Origin of the sequence: Halopelagius longus, from assembly GCF_900100875.1 — an archaeon.
Lineage (GTDB): Archaea > Halobacteriota > Halobacteria > Halobacteriales > Haloferacaceae > Halopelagius > Halopelagius longus.
Map to the genome: position 1 here is coordinate 79814 of NZ_FNKQ01000004.1, position 18511 is coordinate 98324.

Below are 18511 nucleotides of genomic sequence, written 5' to 3' on the forward strand. Positions count from 1 at the left end.
GGAGACGTACGGCGCGTATGTTCCCGCCGGAGGAGATTATCGACCTGAGCAACCCGATAGAGAACGGCATGCCCGTCTGGCCGACGTTCCCGCCGTTCGAGCTCGAACGGACCGACTGGGCGGCCCGCGACGGGTTCACGATGGAGCGAACCGAGATGCGAACCCACACCGGAACGCACGTCGATTCACCGCTTCACTTCGTTCCCGAAGGGCGGTCCCTCGACGACTTTCCCCTCTCGAAGTTCATGGGCGAGGGCGTCGCTATCGACGTGACGCCGAAGGACCCGGAGGAGGCCATCACGGCCGAGGACATCGAGGCGTTCGAAGAGGACATCGAGGACGGCGACGTGTTGATGCTGCACACCGGGTGGGACGAGTACTACGGACTCACCGAGGAGTACCTGTTCGAGTTCCCCTACCTGACGGCCGAGGCGGCGCAGTACTGCGCCGAGTTGAACCTGAAGGCGGTCGGAACCGAGGGCGCGAGCGTCGGCGGGTGGGTCGACGAGGTGCCCGCCCACGGCCCGAGCACCGACGTGGGCGCGGACGAGTCTCACCTCCCCCTCTTGGAGAACGGGGTGATACCCATCGAGGAGGTGCGAAACCTCGACCGGGTGCTGAAGGGCGCCGAGAGTCGCCGCGCGTACTTCTTCTTCCCGCCGTTGAACTTCCGCGGGACAAGCGGGTCGCCGGTCCGAGCGTTCGCCTTCCTCTGACCGCGTCGGACCTCTCTGTTCGGCCTCGTGCACGTCGGGGATTCTCATCCCCGCGTTCCGCCCGTGCCGACGATTCCCGCCTCGACGGTCACTACTCGTAGACGTGGACGCTTCCGGTCTTGTTCTCCTCGATGTAGTCCCAGTCGTACTCGACGCCGAGTCCGGGGCCGTCCGGCACGGGCACCGTCCCGTCGTCGTCGATGGTGTCGAACATGTCGGAGTAGTCGCCCTTGTACACCGGCGGTTGGGTGTTCTGCGCCTCCGGGTGAACGAGGGCGAGTTCGTAGTAGTTCGCGTTGCGCGTCGCCGCGATGCAGTGTCGTTGCGCCGGGCCGGGCGCGTGATACTCCACGTCGAGGCCGAACCCCTCCGCGACGCGGGAAATCTTCATCGCGCCCGTGATGCCGCCGTCGTACTCGGGGTCCGCGCGGACGAAGTCCGTCGCGCCGTTGGCGATGAAGTCCGTGTGCGGTTCGAGTCCGCGGACGTGTTCGGTCTGCAGGATGGGCGTCTCTATCATCTCGCCGAGTTTCTCGTGGGAGTGCTGGGAGATGCCGCCGTCGCGGTAGGGGTCCTCGTACCAGAGGAAGTCGTACTCGTCGCAGGCGCGTCCCACCTTCAACGCGTCCGCGAACGTCTCCAGTTCGCAGGCGGGGTCGCACATCAGGTCCATCTCGTCGCCGACGCGTTCGCCGACGGCGCGAATCGTCTCGACTTCGCGTTTCACGTCTCTGGCCTCGTCGCTTCCGCCCCAGCCGTGAATCTTGAACCCCGGATAGCCCGCCTCCAGACACTCCTCGGCGAAGTCGGCGTACGCCTCCGGCGAGTCCAACCCGCCGTTGTCGTCGGCGTGGTAGGTGGAGGCGTACGCCGGGAGTCGCGTGCGGTAGGTGCCGAGGAGTTCGTGGATGGGCGCGTCGTAGTACTTCCCGGCGAAGTCCCACAGGGCGATGTCGATGGGACCGATTCCCATGCGGTCGTACTTCCGCAACGCTCGCTTCACTTCGCTCCAGTGGCGTTCGCGTTCGAGGGGGTTCTTGCCGACGAGGTAGTCCGCGAACGTGTTTATCTGCGCCGCACCCGGGGAGTTCCCCCCGACGTACTCGCCCGTGATGCCCTCGTCGGTGTGGACCCGTATGGCGAACAGTTTCCGCTCCGTCGTCGTTCCCGGTTCGTACGAGAGGTTGAACCCGTTTCCGTCGGTGCCCACGTCCTCGAGTGGGTACCGGAATTCCGTGCTTTCTATCCGCGTGATGGTCGGTGGCATAGTTCGGCCGACACGGGGAACCGTAATAAATGCTGGTTCGCGTCGCAGGTTCGATGGACGCACGTCGGACGATTAGACCGGAACCACGGCGAGTTCGAGAATCCGTTCACCATCGTCGCACACGTCCCGCAGACCGCCGGACGCCGCGACGGTCGGCGCGAACGGTCGCCGGATCCGACGCGCCGTTACGCAACTACGGTTGTAACGCGGTGACGAGTTAGCAGAAACCGAATCGCTCGTTCGTCGGTGTCGAAGGACGTTCCGAACGGACGAAGAAGTATCGGATATCCGTCTCGGAGAGGAATCGAACACCGAATTTGTGCGGAGTCAGCGGTGAAGAGTGCGACATCGAAGGTGTTCGAGAGTCGAAACTGTCGCATCTAGAGTACGTTTATCGATGATGAACGACGCTTTCGAGAACGTGAGCGTCGCCGGTTTCGGGGACGACGAATCGGGACGCAGAAACGGCGTCACGCCGTTCGTCGTGGGGTTTTCGCTCGAAGTTCGTCGGATAGGTTCCGCGGAACGGCGACCGGTCGTGGTACTATCTCACACATTCGTGCGATATCGTCGCACGGCCGGAACCGGTTCGCCGGGAACGTCGCGTCTCGGCGGACGATATCGACAGTCCGGCGAGGACTGCCCGTCTCGTCGACGCTCGGTACAGGCCCGCTCGCCGCCACGTACATTTATATCCCGCGGTGTGCTTCGCCAATGCATGGCACGCGACGACGGGGCGCGGACGGGCGCATGGGTCACTCGCGACGAGGCGGCGCGGGAGTACGTCGTCGAAGCGGCGCGGGCGGTCGAATCGCTCGTCGCCTCGACGTACGGTCCGGCGGGCGGGACGACGCTGGTCGAGACGGTGGACCCGCAGGACGTTCCCGAGACGGTGGTGACGAGAGACGCCGGGCAACTCCTCGACGCCGTCGAACGCGGGGACGGGTTCGGTCACCCGGTGGCCGCCCTGTTCGTGGACGGACTCGACTCGGTGCGGCGGGGCCTCCGCGACGGGACGACGGCGGCGGCGCTTCTCGCGGCGAGACTGCTCGATTCGGGGGCGGAGTTGGTCGGGGACGGCCTCCACCCCGGCAGCGTCGCCGTCGGGTACGCGATGGCGGCCAACCGCACCGGGGCCGTCTTGGACGACTTGGCGCGTCCGGTCGAGGCGACGGACCGAGAACTGCTCTCGCGGGTGGCCGCGACGACGATGACCTCCGACCTCTCGGACCGACGGCGGGAAGAGTACGCGGACGCCGTCTCGGCGGCCGTCTCGGGCCTCGCCCGCGAGAGCGAAGACGGGTGGTTCGACACGGACGACGTCACGGTACGGACGCGGGTGGACGCCGACTGTACCCTCTCGCGCGGCCACGTCGTGCGTCGCCGTCCCGGCGCACACGAGACGAGCGACCGGAGTCGCCTCTCGTTCGACTGGTCGCCGTCCGTCGAGGGCGTCCTCGCGGACGCTCGGGTCGCCGTCCTCGAACGCGACATCGACGTCGAGGAGTCGGCGACGAGTTTCGGGCGGGAGGGCCGGTCCGGCGTGACGCTCGATTCCGCTGGGGCCGTCGCGGCGTACGCCGAGGGGCGCGACGCCGCCGTCGACGCCGTCGCCGCGGGGGTGGCCGAAACGGGCGCGGACGTGCTTGTCGTGCGGGCGGAACTCGACGACGAGGTGAAAGCCGCCCTCGAATCGCACGGCGTCGCCGTCGTCGACCGGGCGCAGTACCCGAAATCCGACGTACACCGCGTCGCCCGCGCGACGGGGGCCACCGTCGTCGGCCACGTCTCCGACCTCGACGAGTCGAAACTGGGGCGGGCGGGGCGGGTGTTCGAACGGCGCGTCGGCGACGAGAAGTGGGCGCACTTCGACGAGTGCGACGGCCCGGTGTTCACGATTCTCGTCGGCGCGCCGACGGAGAAGGGCCGGACGACGCACGAGCGACTCGTCTCCGACGCCGTGGAGACGACGGCCGTCGCCGCGATGGACGGGCAGGTGCTCCCGGGGGCCGGCGCGGCACCCGTGGCGGTCGCACGCGACCTGCGGGAGTTCGCCCGCGGCGTCGAGGGGAGAGAGCAGTTGGCCGTGGAGGCGTTCGCGGACGCCTGCGAATCGCTCGCGACGACGCTGGCTCGAAACGCCGGATACGACCCCATCGACGTGCGGGCGAAACTCCGAAGCGCGCACGCCGAGGCGGCCGAACGCCCCGCGTCCGTCGGCCTCGACGTCGCCACCGGCGAGGCGGCGGACGCGTGGGAGATGGGCGTCGTCGAACCGCGGCGCGTCTTCTCGCAGGCCGTCGATACGGCCGTCGCGACGGCCGAGCAGTTGGGGACCGTAGACGCCGTCGTCGCGCCGGGCGTCGAACCCGGGCCGTTCACGCCGCAGACGGAGCACGACTGACGGCGGCCGAGTGAGGGAGAAGGAAGGAGAGAGAGTGGAGAACCGCCTCATCTGGCCGCCGCGGTCGAATCCTCGTCGGAGAGGTCGTTCGCGGGTATCTGTCGGTCGATGCGGAGCAGTTGCGTCGCCAGTTCCGTCGCCGAAGACACGGCGTCGCGCTTGAGACCGAGGGGTTCGACGACCGGTTCGCCGTCGAGAACGTCCCGAATCTCGCCCGCGAGGGCGTCCACGCCGACCGACGACCGGCCTTCGTCGTGGGCGACCCGGAGGCGGACGACGCCCGACCACCCGTCGATGCCCGCACTCTCGGCGAGTCGCCGGGGCACCGTCGCGAGGGTCCTGCCGAACGCCTCCGCGGCGAGTTGCTCCCGTCCGGACGTTCCCCGCGCCGCCGCCCTGACCGCGCGTTCGAGGTCTATTTCGGTCGCGCCGCCGCCGGGCACGACGCGTTCGTCGTCGAGTGCCCGGAGCGTCGCCGCGACGGCGCTCTCGGCGCTTCTTTCGAACGAGGTGACCGACCGCGGGTCGGGGGCGCGACAGACCAGCGTGAACGTCGGCGCGTCGTCGCCCTCGACGTAGACGAACTCCCGGCCGGCGAGGCGTTCGACGCGGACGTCCGCCCGCCCCATCGTCTCGGGCGTCGTCTCCGCCAGAGTGGGCACCACCCGCCCGCCGGTGTTCCGGACGAGACGCGCCATCGTCTCGTCGTCCACGCGGTCGATGGCGGCCACGCCCGCGTCGGCGAGTCGCGTCTTCACGCGGTCGTTGACGCCCCCCTTCGTCGCGACGAACCGACACCCGGACGCGACGGCCGACGAGAGGATACGGCGGAACTCCTCGCGTTCGTACTCGCCGACGGCGGCCCGGTCCTTGAAGGAGTCCGCGTCCATCGAGAGGTCGTAGTCGGTCGATTCGGTCGCGCCGCCGAGTTTGGGAACGTCCACCGTCGAAGCGAGGAGGGCGACGCCCGCGCCGGACAGGCGGCGCGGCATGGCGTCGGAGACGAGTGGCGTCTCGACGACGACGCCTTCGAGGAGTTCGGTGTCGCCGACGCCGCCGAGTCGCGCGAGGACGGCGACGTCTCCGCGTCCGCCGGTCGGCGAGTCCGCCGCCGATACCGTCTCGACGGCGTCGGCCACCGCTTCGCTCACCCGCCGTCTCGTCATCGGGTTCCGCGTCCCGGTGAGGGCCGTCCGCGCGACGGCCTCCGGGCCGACGACCGAGAGGGGACGGGCCCGGGAGTCGAGTCGGTCCTCGGCGACGGAGAGCGCCTCCTCGTAGCCGCGGGCGACCGTCGTCGGGTGGAGGCCCCGGTCGAGTAACCCGTCGGCCTCGCGGAGCAACGCGCCCGTCAGGAGCGTGAGCGTCGTCGCGCCGTCGCCGTGTCGCTGGCGAAACTCCCCGGCCGCCCGTTCCAGAAGCGTCGTCGCCGGGTCGTCCAGTTCGAGGCGGTCCAAGAGCAGCGACCCCGAGGAGGTGGCCGTCACCCGCCCGCCCGACTCCACGACGAGTTTGTTCGTCCCGAGCGGACCGAGCGTCGTCCCGACGAGTTCGCAGACGCGGTTCGCGTCGTCGAGTAGCGCGTGCCGTGCGTCGGAGTCCATGGTCGCGCAGTCTTCCTCTCCGGTCATAAGTCTGCGGGACGAAACGGTCGAATTCGTCCGGAATTGGCGGACAAACCGCGAGAAATTGGTGGCCGCGTGAGAAACATTTATTATCACTGTCTATCATTTAGATAGCGCAATGTCAAAGAGTAGCACGAGTGGCAGGGAGAGCGCGGACCGCACCGAGGGGCAGGCCGGTGCAGAGCCGTCGCGGCGGGACTTCGTGCGGGCGACCGCCGCCACGGCGACGGTCGGCGCACTCGGGGGACTCGCGGGGTGTAGCGGCGAACAGGGCGGAGGCACGCCGGAACCGAAAGAAGGGGGCGGCGGTTCGACCGGCGAAACGGGGTCGGACTCCGGCGGGTCCGAGAGCGTCACCATCGACTACCTGAGCGCGCAGGCCGTCGAGAACTCCGCGATGAAGTCCCACTTCCAGGAGTCGATGAAGACGTTCGAGGAGAAGAACGGGAACGTCTCGGTGAGCCTTCAGACGGCTTCGTACGGGGATATCCGTTCGAAACTCTCCTCGACGGTGTCGTCCGGGAACCCGCCGACGTTCGCGGAGGCCGGCGGCGGCGGCTTACAGTTCTACCTCAACGACAAGGTTCCGGACCACAAGCCGTTCATCGAGTCCACCGACTCGCTTCCGGACGACTTTACGGCGGCAAACAAGGAGTCTGCGCAGTACCGCGGCGAGTACTGGTCGGGCGGCGGAATGCGCAACACGAACAGCAACCTCGGGATCAGCCCGAAACTGTTCAGTCAGGCGGGCGTCAGCAACCCCAAAGAGGAACTCTCGACGTGGAGCGGGTTCCTCGACGCGGTCAAGCGCGTGGACCAACAGACCGACGCCATCGCCTACGAGGAGACCGGCGTGCCCGGCGACCTCGAATCGTACTGGGGGTACGCCCGGACGGCGTACACCGACGGGACCGACCCGTGGATGCGCCCGGGCGACAACCCGGACAACCCGACCATCGTCGTGGGGAACGACGAACACGAGGACCAAGGGAAGACGGACGGGATGATAAAGACCTGCGTCAAGATGGCGAACCAGTTCAGTAGCCAGGAGGCGGCCCAACGCGGCGACGAGGACATCCCCTCCCTCATGCTGACCGGCCGCGTCGCCTCGTTCAACTACGCGGTGCCGACCGCCAGTCGGTGGACCGCCACCAAGGACGACGTCAAGTTCGGGTGGCAGGGCGGCAACGGCGATTTCATGCTCCTCCCGCACCCGAAGGTCGATCCCCAGTTCGGGCAGAACTTCGGAATCAGCGACCTCGAAGGCGTCGAGGGGGAGCACGGCGGCCACATGTGGGCGCTCGAACAACAGCAGTGCATCTTCCAGGCCAGCGACGCGAAGCAGCAGGCCGCGTGGGACCTCAACATGTTCCTCTTGAGCGACAACGAGTTCGTCCTGCCCGCCTGGGGCGAACACTACGAGGCGATTCCGGGTCTCAAGACGAAACTGGAAGCCGTCCTCAACGAGTACGACCTCGCACAGAGCACGGAGCAGGCGTACAAGAACGCCGACGAGTACGGCGTCCAGTACTCCACGACGGGCGCGTCGTGGGACGTACGCGACGTGGACCCGATTCGGTGGACCGACATCAACGAGACGCTCAGTCAGGCCATCGCGGGGCAACACTCCGCCGAGGAGACGCCCGGCCTCATCCGACAGCGCATCCAGAAGCGACTCGGACAGTAACTGCGTCTCGGAGCCGCCGCGGCCGCCGCGGCCCGGCATAGATAGCGTCGCTTAGCCGGTCGTTCGCCGTATTATCGGCAGAATCGGCCCCTAACATTTTTACCGGTCGCAGGGCATCGAAGAAGTACCTTGGCACAAGAAAACACACAGCACATCAGGCAGAAGTACGGCATGGAGGAGACCACGCTGATGGACCGTGCCCGGGAGAACTGGATAGGCTACCTGTTCATTCTCCCCACGTTCCTGATGTTCACGCTCCTGTTTTACTTCCCCATCGTGCGGGGCGTCTACATGACGTTCACCAACACGCGGTTGGGGGGAGTGGGGACGTTCGTGGGTCTCGACAACTACGTGTGGCTGTTGACGAACGACCTGTTCCACTTCGCGTTCGGGTGGACGCTCGTGTTCGTGTTCGGGACGACGTTCCTGCAGTTGTTCATCGGCCTGTTCGCGGCGCTCCTGTTGGCCGAACTCCGAAGCGGGTTGCGCGAGTGGACCAGCGCCGTCGTCATGTCCCCCTACTTCTCCGCGCCGTTGGCGGGGGGCGTCATCTGGCTGTGGTTCCTCAACAGCGACTTCGGGATGGTCCCGAGACTCGTCTCGGACCTCTTCGGCGTGACGACGCCGGCGTTCCTCGCGGAGGACCTGTGGCCGTACGTGTCGCTCATCGTCGCGCAGTCGTGGCACGACTACGGGTACGCCGGAATCATCTACGCCGCGGCCATCGTCGGCATCCCGCGCGAACAGTACGAGGCGGCGGCGTTGGCCGGGGCGGGTCGCCTCCGGCGGTTCCGCGACGTGACCCTCCCGCACCTCGTGACGCCCACCATCGTCATCCTCGCGCTTCGGACGGCGTGGAACGTCGCGGAGTTCGCGCAACCGTTCGAGTTGACCGGCGGCGGCCCCGGGACGCGGACGATGCTGATGAGCATCCTCACGTACGAGACGGCCTACGTGAACCTGCAGTTCTCGCGGGCCTACACGCTCGGGATGGCCATGATCGTGATCTCGATGACGGCGGCCATCTTCTACGTGACCGTCATCCAAGACGAGGAGGAGATGTACGTCTGACCATGATAAACGAGACTCGCCGCTCCCGACTGATACTGTACGTCGCGCTCGGACTGTTCGCGCTGTTCGCCTTAGCGCCGTACTACTGGGTGATTCGGACGTCGTTCCTGACGGACTTCGCCGCCATCAACCCGGAGACGAACTACCTCCCGGCGTTGAAGAACCTCACCATCACCGCGTACGAGCAGATATGGGAACGGTACAACTTCGTCACGTTCTTCAGCAACAGCATCATCGTCTCCGTCACGGCGACTGTCATCTCGCTGTTCTTCTCCATCCCCGGCGCGTACGCGTTCGCGCGACTGGACTTCCCGGGGCGGAAGGTGCTGTTCTACACCGCCGTCTTCACCATCATGTTCCCGTGGATAGTCATCACCATCCCCGTCTACGAGGTGTTCTTCGTCCTCGGCCTCATCAACACCCTCACGGGCGTCATCATCGCCCTGTCCATCTTCGTCCTCCCGCAGACCATCTGGCTGTTGCAGGGCTTCTTCAGGCAGGGCATCCCCGAGAACATCGAGGAGGCCGCACTCATCGACGGGCACAGCGAACTCGGGGCGTTCCTGCGAATCGTCCTGCCCCTCTCCGCGCCCGCCGTGGGCGCGGCGGCCCTGTTCGCGTTCCTGACGGCGTGGAACAACTTCCTGTGGGTGTTCGTCCTCACCAGCGACGAGGAAGTCCGCACGGCCACGGTGGCCCTGCACTACATCCTCGGGAGCGACGTGCTCCGGCAGTGGAACATCCTCATGGCCTCCGTGGTCCTTCTCGTGGCACCGCCGGTGGTCTTCTACGGTCTCTCGCAACGCTACGTCGGCGAGGGACTGGGAGGGATGTGAGGCGAATCGGCACCCCGAGGGGGTTTCGACCCGCCTCTCGGGGATACTACTAAATAACTGAGACGCAAACCAAAATTGGAGTAAGTTAACATGGCACGTGTTCAATTCGACGACGTAACGAAAGTGTTCGAGGATACGTCCGGCCCGATAGTCGCCGTCGAGGAGTTGTCGCTCGAGATTCCCGACGGCGAGTTCGTGGTGTTCGTCGGTCCCTCGGGGTGCGGCAAATCCACGACGTTGCGGATGCTCGCCGGGTTGGAGTCGATAACGGACGGCGAGATTCGGTTGGACGGACAGCCCGTCAACGATATGTCGCCGAAGGAGCGCGACATCGCCATGGTGTTCCAGTCGTACGCGCTGTACCCCCACAAGACCGTCCGGGAGAACATGGCCTACGGGCTGAAGTTGAGTACCGACCTCAGCGACGAGGAGGTGAACCGCCGCGTCGTCGAGGCGGCCGAGATGATGGGCATCGAGGACTTGCTCGACAAGAAACCCGGAAGCCTCTCCGGCGGGCAACAGCAACGCGTGGCGACCGGTCGCGCCATCGTCCGCGAACCGGCGGTGTTCCTGTTCGACGAACCCCTCTCGAACTTGGACGCGAAACTCCGCAAGCACATGCGGACGGAACTGTCGCGCATCCACTCGGAACTCGGCATCACGACCATCTACGTGACGCACGACCAGGAGGAGGCGATGACGATGGCCGACCGCATCGTCATCCTCGACAACGGCCAACTCCAACAGGTCGGCTCGCCGAAGGAGGTGTACTACCGACCGGCCAACGCGTTCGTCGCCGACTTCATCGGCTCTCCGAGCATGAACTTCTTCGACGTGGACCTCCGCGTCGAGAGCGACGGCACCGGGACCTTGGTCGGCGAGGGCATCTCGTACGGCGTCTCCGAGGAGATAGTCGACGCCGTCGGCGGCGAAGGCGAGTACACGCTCAGTATCCGCCCGGAGAACCTCCGCGTGGACCCCACAGCGCCGCCCGCGAAGACGTTCGAGGCGACGGTCGACGTCGTCGAAATCGTCGGCTCGGACAACTTCCTCTACCTGCGGGTCGGCGGCAAGGAATGCCGCCTCCGCGCGCCCGTCGAAGTCGAACCGGCGGAGGGCGAGGTAGTGGACGTGACGTTCGACGAGTCGGACCTCCACCTGTTCGACCGCAACACCGAGGAGGCACTCGTCCACGGCCGCGAACGGGCCGAGACGGCGCGCCGGACGGTAGAACAGGAGGTCTGACGGTGCGGAAGAGCGGAGAAACGACCGGACGCGGCCGGTGATCGCGTCGGAGGCCGAGCGAGACGGACGACGCCGAATCGAGGACTCGTCGCCGAGTCGAACACGTGCCGGCGAGGACGGCGTCCGTCGGGGGAACGCTTTTGACCGCTCTCGGCGACTCTCGTGGTGTGACGTACGATATCACAGCACTTCCGGGTGACGGTATCGGGGTCGAAGTCGTCGAGGCGGTCGTCTCCGCCCTCCGGGCGCGTCTCTGAACGACCGTGCGACTTCGCTCTCGCGGAACCGACCCGGAGGTCGAGCGCTTTTCGGCGGCGCTCCGCCGCCTCGACGAGGAGGCGTTCGCCGCCTTCGTCGCGGCCGTCTGGGAGGCGCGCGGGCGGTCAGCGACGCGCAACGGGACGACGCTCTCCGTCGAAACCCGCGGCGAGAGCGGTCGCCTCCGAGTCACCCACGGCGAACCGACGCCGGGACGCGACGGACGGGCGACGCGAGTCGTCACCTCCCGTCTCGTCCCCGAATCGACCGCCGACGCGCCGGAACCGACGGTCGTCGACGCCGCGGAACTGCTCCGCGTCGTCCGGTACGCGGTCGAACGCGACCGGGCGACGTCGCTCCTCGCCCGGCATCTGGGTCGCGGCGCCGAGAAGTTCGCAGAGCCCGGTGCCGTCCGCGCCGAACGCGAACGAGTTCTGAGTCGGCGCAGACGCCTCGGGCGGCGGTTCGCCGCCGCCGTCGCCCTCGCCGCGTGTCTCGCCGCCGTCGCCCTCGTCGGACCGGGCCTCGTCTCGTCGTTCGACGCGCCGCCGTTCGGGTCCGCCGAGAACGGCGCGACGCCGACCGGGACGGGAGTCGAGACGGCGACCGACCCGGCGGCGGTGGAGGGCGGACCGACGGCCTCCCGCCTCGGCGGGCGGACCGACTACGCCGCACTCGGCTGTCCGTCGCCGCCCGACGACGCCGACCCCGAGGAACTCACCCCGTCCGTCGTGCCCGGGGCGAGTGCGTCGGGGTTGGACGGGTGGCGACTCCTCGACTCCGAACGCATCGAGTCGTTCGACGGGCGAGTCGACCTCGGCGACCACCCCGAACCGGCGGTGCGGTACACCGCGAGGTACGTGCCGCCGTCCGGCGAGACGCTCAGACTCACCGTGGACCGGTGGCGGTCGGTCGCCGCCGCCGAGGCCGTGACGTCGTCGCTGGCCGGGACGAACCAGACCGTCCTGCGGTGGGGTCGGTACACCGTCGTCGTCCGCGCGTTCACCGCCGACGGGGTTCGACTCTCGCGGGCGCAGACGCTCGACCGGTCGCGGGTGCTCCTCGCGTCGGTTCGCGACCCCTCCGGGAGTCGCCTCGGCTTTCGGTGCGTCGCGTCGCTTCTGGACGAAGCGAACGCGTCGGCAACCAGCGACCCCGCCGAGAACGACGGGGACGCCGACCCCCCGCCCGCACCCGCTGACGCCGCGTGAAAGTTTTATATTCGATGAAGCGCCACGAGTGAACATGGCACACGGCCCGGACGCGGTCCACGAACTCGTCTCGGAGTCGGGGTGGTCCTACCCCGTCTCCGTGCGCCGGTTGGAGCGTGAACACGCGTTGGCGAACGTCCAGTTGGACGAGGACGGCAACTCCATCATGCTGGCGGAACTGCTCTCGGAGACGAACGTCGACCGCTTCGAGAGCCGCGAGGACCTCGAAGCGAAACTCGGGCCGGTGTTCGAATCGGAGAGTCAGCGCCGGAAGGTGGGCTTCTTCGGGCGCATCAAGCGGACGTTCCTCGGGGGGTGACCGGATGAACAAGCTCAGAGCGTTCGTCGTCTGCGGGTCGGTCGCACTCGCGGTCGGTACCCTGTGGGCGGCGTTCCGATACGGCGTCGCGCCCGCGTCCCGCACCGGATACCTGAGGGCAGTCGCGGCCGCCGTCCTCCTGCCGGCGATTCCGGTCGCGTTGGCCCGCGCGAAGTTGTGGATTCGACGCCTCGCGGAGTACCGTCGCAACGGGTCGAGCCTCAGTTTCGAGCGGAAGTCGATATTCGTCTCCGGCGACGAGGTGGGCGACGCCGACGGAACGCTCGAAGACATCGAGGCGGCCGTCGCCGCCGCCGACGAGTACGACGAGTGCCGCCGCGACCGGTTCGGCGAGGGTCGCGGCCTCACGGTTCGTCACACCGGCTTCCACAACTCCTTCGTCCGCATCGCGGGCGACGGACGAGTCGTCGTCACCGGCGCCTCTGAGAACACCCACTCGCTGGCCTCCCTCGTGGAGCGAGTCGTCTCGCTCCCGATGGAACGGACGCGGAACCACCCGCTCTTGGAACCGAAACCCGTCCGCGGCGCGCCGCGGGCGTTCCTCGGACTGTTCCTCGTCGCCCTGTTCCTGTTCGGCGTCGGCGGCGTGGGAGCCGCGGCGTACCCCGCAGACGCCTACAGCGCGCCCGAGCGAGCCGTCTTCGTCGGGTACGACGCGCGGGCCGACGCCCTCCCCGGATACGACGAGACGGACGCGACGGTGGACAAAGCCGCCCTCCTCGTGAAGGCACTCGGCGAGGAGGCGGTCGAACTGCAGTGGGACCGCGACGACGCGACCAGACTCTCAGAACACACCCGGCAGTCCGTCTTCCTGTCGGCGCGGGGCGCGGAGATGCTCGACGACGCGCGGGCGGGGAACCTCGACGCCGCGGACCGAAAGCGGGTGTCGGCGCTCGAAACCGACCTGCACGCGGCGGAGTGCCGCGTCGCCTCCGCCATCACCACCCGCATCGAGAAGGGGCGCGTCGAGGGCGACGCGGAGGCCCTGCGAGACGCGCGGCGAACCCTCCGCGAGAGGGCGTCGGCGGCGGGCCACGCCTGTACCGCCTGAGGCGGGAGGCAGAGACGAGGTGAGTAAGGCGGGACAAGACGGCGGGAAAAGACGGAAGCGGAGACGGTGACGGTCGTCAGGAGTCTTCGTGATACCCGTTTGAAACCTCACCTTTACCGTCCCCGGGCGAGAGTACCTCGCGTATGGACGAAGACGCACTCGAAGACAACGTCGCGTTCGTCACGGGAGCCACCTCCGGAATCGGCCGGGCGGCGGCCCTCGAACTCGCCGCCGAGGGGGCGCACGTCGCCCTCGCGTCGCGCCGAGAGGACCGACTCGAAACCGTCGCCGAGGAGGTGCGGACCGAACACGACCGGGAGGCCATCGTCGTCCCGACGGACGTGACCGACCCGGAGCAGGTGCGGGCCGCGGTGGCGGAGACGGCCGAGACGTTCGGCGGGGTAGACGTCGTCGTCGCCAACGCGGGCCTCGGCGTCAACGAACCCGTCGAGGACCTCTCCGTCGAGGATTTCGAGTTGATGATAGACGTGAACGTCAACGGGATGTTCTACACGGCGCAAGCGGCGCTTCCGCACCTCCGCGAGTCGTCCGGGAACCTGGTGTTCCTCGGCAGTTTCGCCGGGCAGTACCCGCGACCGAACGACGCCGTCTACGCCGCCACGAAGTGGTGGACGCGGGGGTTCGCGCTGAGTCTCGAAGGGACCGTCGGCGACGACGACGTGGCCGTCACCGTCGTCAACCCGACGGAGGTGCGGACGGAGTTCGGGTCCGAGACGGACGACGAGATGAAAGACCGCTTCGAACCGGGCGAGGTGACCGAACCCGCGGAGGTGGCCGAAGCCATCGCGTTCGCGGCGAAGCAACGCCCGCCGAACACCGTCAGCGAGATAGACCTCTACCGCCGCGACAAGTTCTCGCACTTCTGACCGCCGCCTCCGGCGGCGGCAACGCCGACCCGGAGTCGAAGGTATAGGTGGCCGGGCGACGAGGGAGGCAGTATGACCGAAGACGGCGGACTTGCGCGCATCGCCGAGGCGACGGAGCCGTCGATAGGGACGTGGGTCACCATCCCCGCGCCCGAGACGGCGGAACTTCTGGCCGGACTCGGCTACGACTTCGTCTCGTTCGACCAGGAGCACACGCCGATGTCGTACGAGACGATGGGGAACCTGCTCCGGGCGGCGGACGCCGCCCCCGGGACGACGGAGTCGCTCGTGCGCGTCGCCGACGACGACCCGACGACGCTGAAACGGACGCTCGATTTGGACCCGACGGCGATTCTCGTCCCGATGGTCGAGACGGCCGAACAGGCCGAGGAGATAGTCGATGCGAGTCGCTACCCGCCGGAGGGGCGGCGCGGACTCGGCCTCACCCGGGCGTCGGGGTACGGTCGCTCGCTCTCAAACCACGTCGAGACGGCCGAAGACGAACTCGCCCGGTTCGTCCAACTTGAGTCCGAACGCGCCGTCGAGAACGCCGACGCCATCGCGACGGTGGACGGCATCGACGGCCTGTTCGTCGGGCCGGTGGACCTCTCGCTGTCGATGGGTCGCCTCGGCGAGTGGGACGACGCGGAGTTCCTCGAACGCGTCGACAGCGCAATCGAGGCGGCCCGCGACGCCGACGCGGCGGTCGGAACGTTCGCCACCAGCGCCGACCAACGCGAGGCACGTCTCGACTGGGGCGTGGACTTCCTCGTCGCGGGCGTGGACGCGACGCACCTCGCCGAGGGAGCGTCGGCGGCCCTCGACCACGCGGAGGGCCTCGTCCGACGGGAGGAGTAGGCGGCCGGGGAGTCTCCACCGCGGCGGGGCAACGACGCGCCGCGGGGACAGGTCGGGGAGACGGGGGTGGGGGACTCCACGCTTACGAGTGAAGGTGAGGAGACTCCACCCTTACGAGTGAACGTCCGAGGGACTCCACGCTTACAAGTGAACGACCGGAGAGTCCACGCTTACGAGTGAACGTCCGTGCGAGAGCGACCGCAGACGGCGGAAAAGCGAGAACGGGGACGGCCGGAGAGCGTCACTCGTACGCGGCGACGACGTCCTCCACGAGCGACGCGATTTCGTCGCGAGCGTCGGCGTCGAGTTCGACCAACGGGGGTCGAACCTCGTCGGTTTCGAGGACGCCGCGCGCGCGGAGTCCCGCCTTCGTCGCCGGGCCGAACCCGTGTTCGACGCACTGCTGGAACAGGGGAGCGACGTGTTCCTCGTGGATCCGCCGGGCCGCCTCGGCGTCGCCGTCGAACGCCGCGTCCGTCGCCGCCGCGAACGCCTCGGGAATCACGTTCGAGAGAGCGTTGACGCCGCCGTCGGACCCGAAGAGTAGTCCGGGGACGAAGTGGCTGTCGAACCCCTCGAACAGTTGGAACGACTCGGGCGTCCGCCGCAGGAGTTCCGAGAAGTAGTTGAAGTCGCCGCTCGAATCCTTCACGCCGAGGATTCGGTCGTGTTCCGCGAGTTCGACCGCGGAGTCGGCGGCGATGGGTCGGCCGACGCAGGCGGGGATGTTGTAGAGGTATATCGGAAGGGCGGCGTCGTCGGCGACGCGTCGCACGAACGCCTCGTCGCCCGCCGGGTCGTTCGACCCGTGGAAGTACGGGAGGGTGATGAGGGCGGCGTCCGCGCCGACGTCGGCCGCCGTCTCGATTTTATCGAGCGTTTCGGCGACGCTCGTCCCCGCGGTGCCGGCCATCACGGGCGCGCCGTCGGCGTACTCGACGGTCGTCTCCAGGACCGCCCGGTACTCTGCGGCGTCGAGGCTGGCGAACTCGCCCGTCGTCCCGCAGGGGACGAGGCCCGTCACGCCGCCGTCGAGGACGTGTTCGACCAGTTCGCCGAGAGCCTCGTGGTCCACGTCGCTACCCGCGAAGGGGGTGACGAGGGGGCAGTGCGCGCCTTCGAACCGTCGTGCGACGTCGTCCGTCATCGTCCGTCACTCCCCCGCGGCGGAAGTTATACCTTGCCACGCCGGCAGTCCGCCGCCAACGTTTATGTTCCTCTGCGGGCGTGTGTCACACCATGGCGATACTGGCAGCAGTCGACGGCGACGAGGAACCCGACCGCGCGGTCACCGTCGGAGAGGACCTCGCGGAGGCGTACGGCGACGAACTCGTCGTCGTCCACGTCCTCCCGCAGGAGGAGTTCGAGAAGCGAGACGAGGTCCGGCGGGGCGAACGCTACACCGTCGAGAACGGACAGCACGACGCGGAGGCGACGGCGCGGACGGTCGTGAAAGCCTCGACGGACAGGCCGGGACCGGTCGTGACGCGCGGACGCGTCGGCGACGTGGTGGAGGAACTGTTGAGCGAGGCCGAACGGGTGGACGCGAAGTACCTCGTCGTCGGCGGGCGCAAGCGGACGCCCGTCGGGAAGGCCCTGTTCGGGAGCACCACGCAGTCGGTGCTTCTGAGTTCGGACGTGCCCGTCGTCGCCGTGATGGACGAGTGAAGGCGAGGCGAGCGGACCGGCGCGGGATTCATTAGCACGGGGACGAAACTCGGAGGAGAGATGGTCGAACTGGAGTTTCCGGGCCGGGAACGACTGGAGGCGGTCAACGACGCGTCGCTCTCGGACCTCCCGACGTTCGCGACGGTGCGGACGGTGACGGACCCGCCCGAGGTGGACGACGTTCCCGCGGCCACCGCCGCGGCGATAGCCGAGATACCGGCGCTGGACAAACTTTCGCGCGGGGCCGAGGTGGCAATAACCGCGGGCAGTCGGGGGATACACGACATGCCGACGGTCCTCTCGACGGCAATCGAGGAACTCCGAAACCGAGGGCTCGACCCGTTCGTCATGCCCGCGATGGGGAGTCACGGCGGCGCGACGGCGGAGGGACAGGTGGAGACGCTGGCGTCTCTCGGCATCACGGAGGCGTCGATGGACTGCGAGATTCGGTCGTCGATGGCCGTCGAGGCGGTGGCCGAGGACCCGAACGGCGAACCGGTGTACGCCGCCGAGGACGCACTCGACGCCGACGCGATTCTCTTGGCGAACCGCGTGAAACTCCACACCGACTACCGCGGACCCGTCGAGTCGGGGCTCTGTAAGATGGCCGTCATCGGCCTCGGGAAGCACCGCGGCGCGGAGAACATGCACAACGCCGCCATCGCCCGCGGGTTCGACGAGGTGGTCCCCGAACGCGCGGAGTTGCTGTTCGAGGCGGACGACGTGCCCATCGTCGGCGGCATCGCCGTCGTGGAGAACGACCGGGAACGCGCCGCGCGCGTCGAGGGCGTCCCAGTCGAGGACCTGCCCGAACGCGAGGCGGAACTGCTCGAACGGTCGGCGGAGCTTTTCCCCTCCCTGCCCGTCGAGCAACTGGACTTCCTGATGGTTGACGAACTCGGCAAGAACGTCAGCGGAACGGGGATGGACACGAACGTACTCGGGCGGGTTCGGTTCCACAACCAACCGGAGGTCCACACCCCGGAGATAACGCGCGTCTACGTCCGGTCGGTCACCGAGGAGTCCCACGGCAACGCCATCGGCATCGGCCTCGCGGACTTCGCGAGCAGGGACCTGCTGGAGTCGGTGGACTTCGAGGACATGTACGTCAACATCACGACCAGCGGCGAACCCGAACGCTCGAAGGTGCCGTTCGTCGTCCCCTGCGACGCGACGGCGTTCGTCCTCGCGGCGTCGATGACCGGGGTGCCGGACCTCTCGGAGATGCGCATCGGTCGCATCAGGAACACGCTCGAACCCGGGACGATGCTGGCGTCGGAACCGGTTCTCGACGAACTTGAGGGGAGAGACGACGTGGAGATAGGCGAGCGCAGGCGGTTGACGTTCGACGACGACGGTCGGTTGACGACCGAAATCGAGGGGTGAG

Annotated in this window: 16 protein-coding genes; 13 read left to right on the forward strand and 3 right to left on the reverse strand. The window is 67.9% G+C overall.

Features of this window, described 5'->3' with window-relative positions; all coding sequences use genetic code 11:
- Positions 1-17: 17 nt before the first annotated feature.
- A complete protein-coding gene (locus tag BLS11_RS15475; protein ID WP_092538692.1) occupies positions 18-716 on the forward strand; it encodes a cyclase family protein in 699 nt (232 codons plus the stop codon).
- A 91-nt stretch (positions 717-807) separates the two neighbouring features.
- Here the strand turns inward: BLS11_RS15475 and BLS11_RS15480 are convergent, their stop codons facing one another.
- Positions 808-1983 carry an enolase C-terminal domain-like protein gene (locus BLS11_RS15480; protein WP_092538693.1) on the reverse strand — a complete coding sequence of 392 codons (1176 nt, stop codon included), beginning with the start codon at positions 1981-1983 and terminating at the stop codon, positions 808-810.
- Between the two features lie 718 nt (positions 1984-2701).
- Here BLS11_RS15480 and BLS11_RS15485 point away from each other — a divergent pair.
- Positions 2702-4387, forward strand: a complete 1686-nt coding sequence (locus BLS11_RS15485) for a TCP-1/cpn60 chaperonin family protein (RefSeq protein ID WP_092538694.1) — start codon at positions 2702-2704, stop codon at positions 4385-4387.
- Positions 4388-4434: 47 nt separating this feature from the next.
- On the opposite strand, the gene BLS11_RS15490 is transcribed toward BLS11_RS15485, so the two are convergent.
- On the reverse strand, positions 4435-5991 hold the full coding sequence (locus tag BLS11_RS15490; protein WP_092538876.1) for a TCP-1/cpn60 chaperonin family protein: 1557 nt from the start codon (positions 5989-5991) through the stop codon (positions 4435-4437).
- A 139-nt stretch (positions 5992-6130) separates the two neighbouring features.
- Between BLS11_RS15490 and BLS11_RS15495 the strand changes: the two genes are divergently transcribed.
- The 9 genes from BLS11_RS15495 (at position 6131) to BLS11_RS15535 (ending at position 15456) form a co-directional block, all read left to right on the forward strand.
- Positions 6131-7699: an ABC transporter substrate-binding protein gene (locus BLS11_RS15495; protein ID WP_114936189.1), complete on the forward strand. Its 1569-nt coding sequence runs from the start codon at positions 6131-6133 to the stop codon at positions 7697-7699.
- A 129-nt stretch (positions 7700-7828) separates the two neighbouring features.
- Positions 7829-8770, forward strand: coding sequence for a carbohydrate ABC transporter permease (locus BLS11_RS15500; RefSeq protein WP_245698980.1), 942 nt, complete (start codon positions 7829-7831; stop codon positions 8768-8770).
- Between the two features lie 2 nt (positions 8771-8772).
- Entirely contained in the window at positions 8773-9606 is an 834-nt protein-coding gene (locus BLS11_RS15505; RefSeq protein WP_092538695.1) for a carbohydrate ABC transporter permease, read from the forward strand.
- Positions 9607-9696: 90 nt separating this feature from the next.
- On the forward strand, positions 9697-10851 hold the full coding sequence (locus BLS11_RS15510; RefSeq protein ID WP_092538696.1) for an ABC transporter ATP-binding protein: 1155 nt from the start codon (positions 9697-9699) through the stop codon (positions 10849-10851).
- Positions 10852-11114: 263 nt separating this feature from the next.
- Positions 11115-12320 (forward strand): hypothetical protein, encoded by a 1206-nt coding sequence (locus BLS11_RS15515; RefSeq protein WP_092538697.1) that lies wholly within the window; start codon positions 11115-11117, stop codon positions 12318-12320.
- Between the two features lie 34 nt (positions 12321-12354).
- The gene (locus BLS11_RS15520) at positions 12355-12639 is read left to right on the forward strand and encodes a hypothetical protein (protein ID WP_092538698.1); all 285 of its coding nucleotides are present in this window, start codon (positions 12355-12357) and stop codon (positions 12637-12639) included.
- Between the two features lie 4 nt (positions 12640-12643).
- Positions 12644-13711 (forward strand): hypothetical protein, encoded by a 1068-nt coding sequence (locus BLS11_RS15525; RefSeq protein ID WP_092538699.1) that lies wholly within the window; start codon positions 12644-12646, stop codon positions 13709-13711.
- A 143-nt stretch (positions 13712-13854) separates the two neighbouring features.
- Complete coding sequence (locus tag BLS11_RS15530) at positions 13855-14598, forward strand: SDR family oxidoreductase (RefSeq protein WP_092538700.1); 744 nt, start codon at positions 13855-13857, stop codon at positions 14596-14598.
- 72 nt (positions 14599-14670) lie between these two features.
- Positions 14671-15456, forward strand: a complete 786-nt coding sequence (locus BLS11_RS15535; RefSeq protein WP_092538701.1) for an HpcH/HpaI aldolase family protein — start codon at positions 14671-14673, stop codon at positions 15454-15456.
- Between the two features lie 241 nt (positions 15457-15697).
- Here BLS11_RS15535 and BLS11_RS15540 read toward each other — a convergent pair whose 3' ends face one another.
- A complete protein-coding gene (locus tag BLS11_RS15540; RefSeq protein WP_092538702.1) occupies positions 15698-16603 on the reverse strand; it encodes a dihydrodipicolinate synthase family protein in 906 nt (301 codons plus the stop codon).
- A 92-nt stretch (positions 16604-16695) separates the two neighbouring features.
- Here BLS11_RS15540 and BLS11_RS15545 point away from each other — a divergent pair, with 92 nt between their 5' ends.
- Positions 16696-17124 (forward strand): universal stress protein, encoded by a 429-nt coding sequence (locus BLS11_RS15545; RefSeq protein ID WP_092538703.1) that lies wholly within the window; start codon positions 16696-16698, stop codon positions 17122-17124.
- Positions 17125-17184: 60 nt separating this feature from the next.
- Positions 17185-18510, forward strand: coding sequence for a nickel pincer cofactor-dependent isomerase, group 22 (locus BLS11_RS15550; RefSeq protein WP_092538704.1), 1326 nt, complete (start codon positions 17185-17187; stop codon positions 18508-18510).
- The last annotated feature ends 1 nt before the right edge of the window (position 18511 follow it).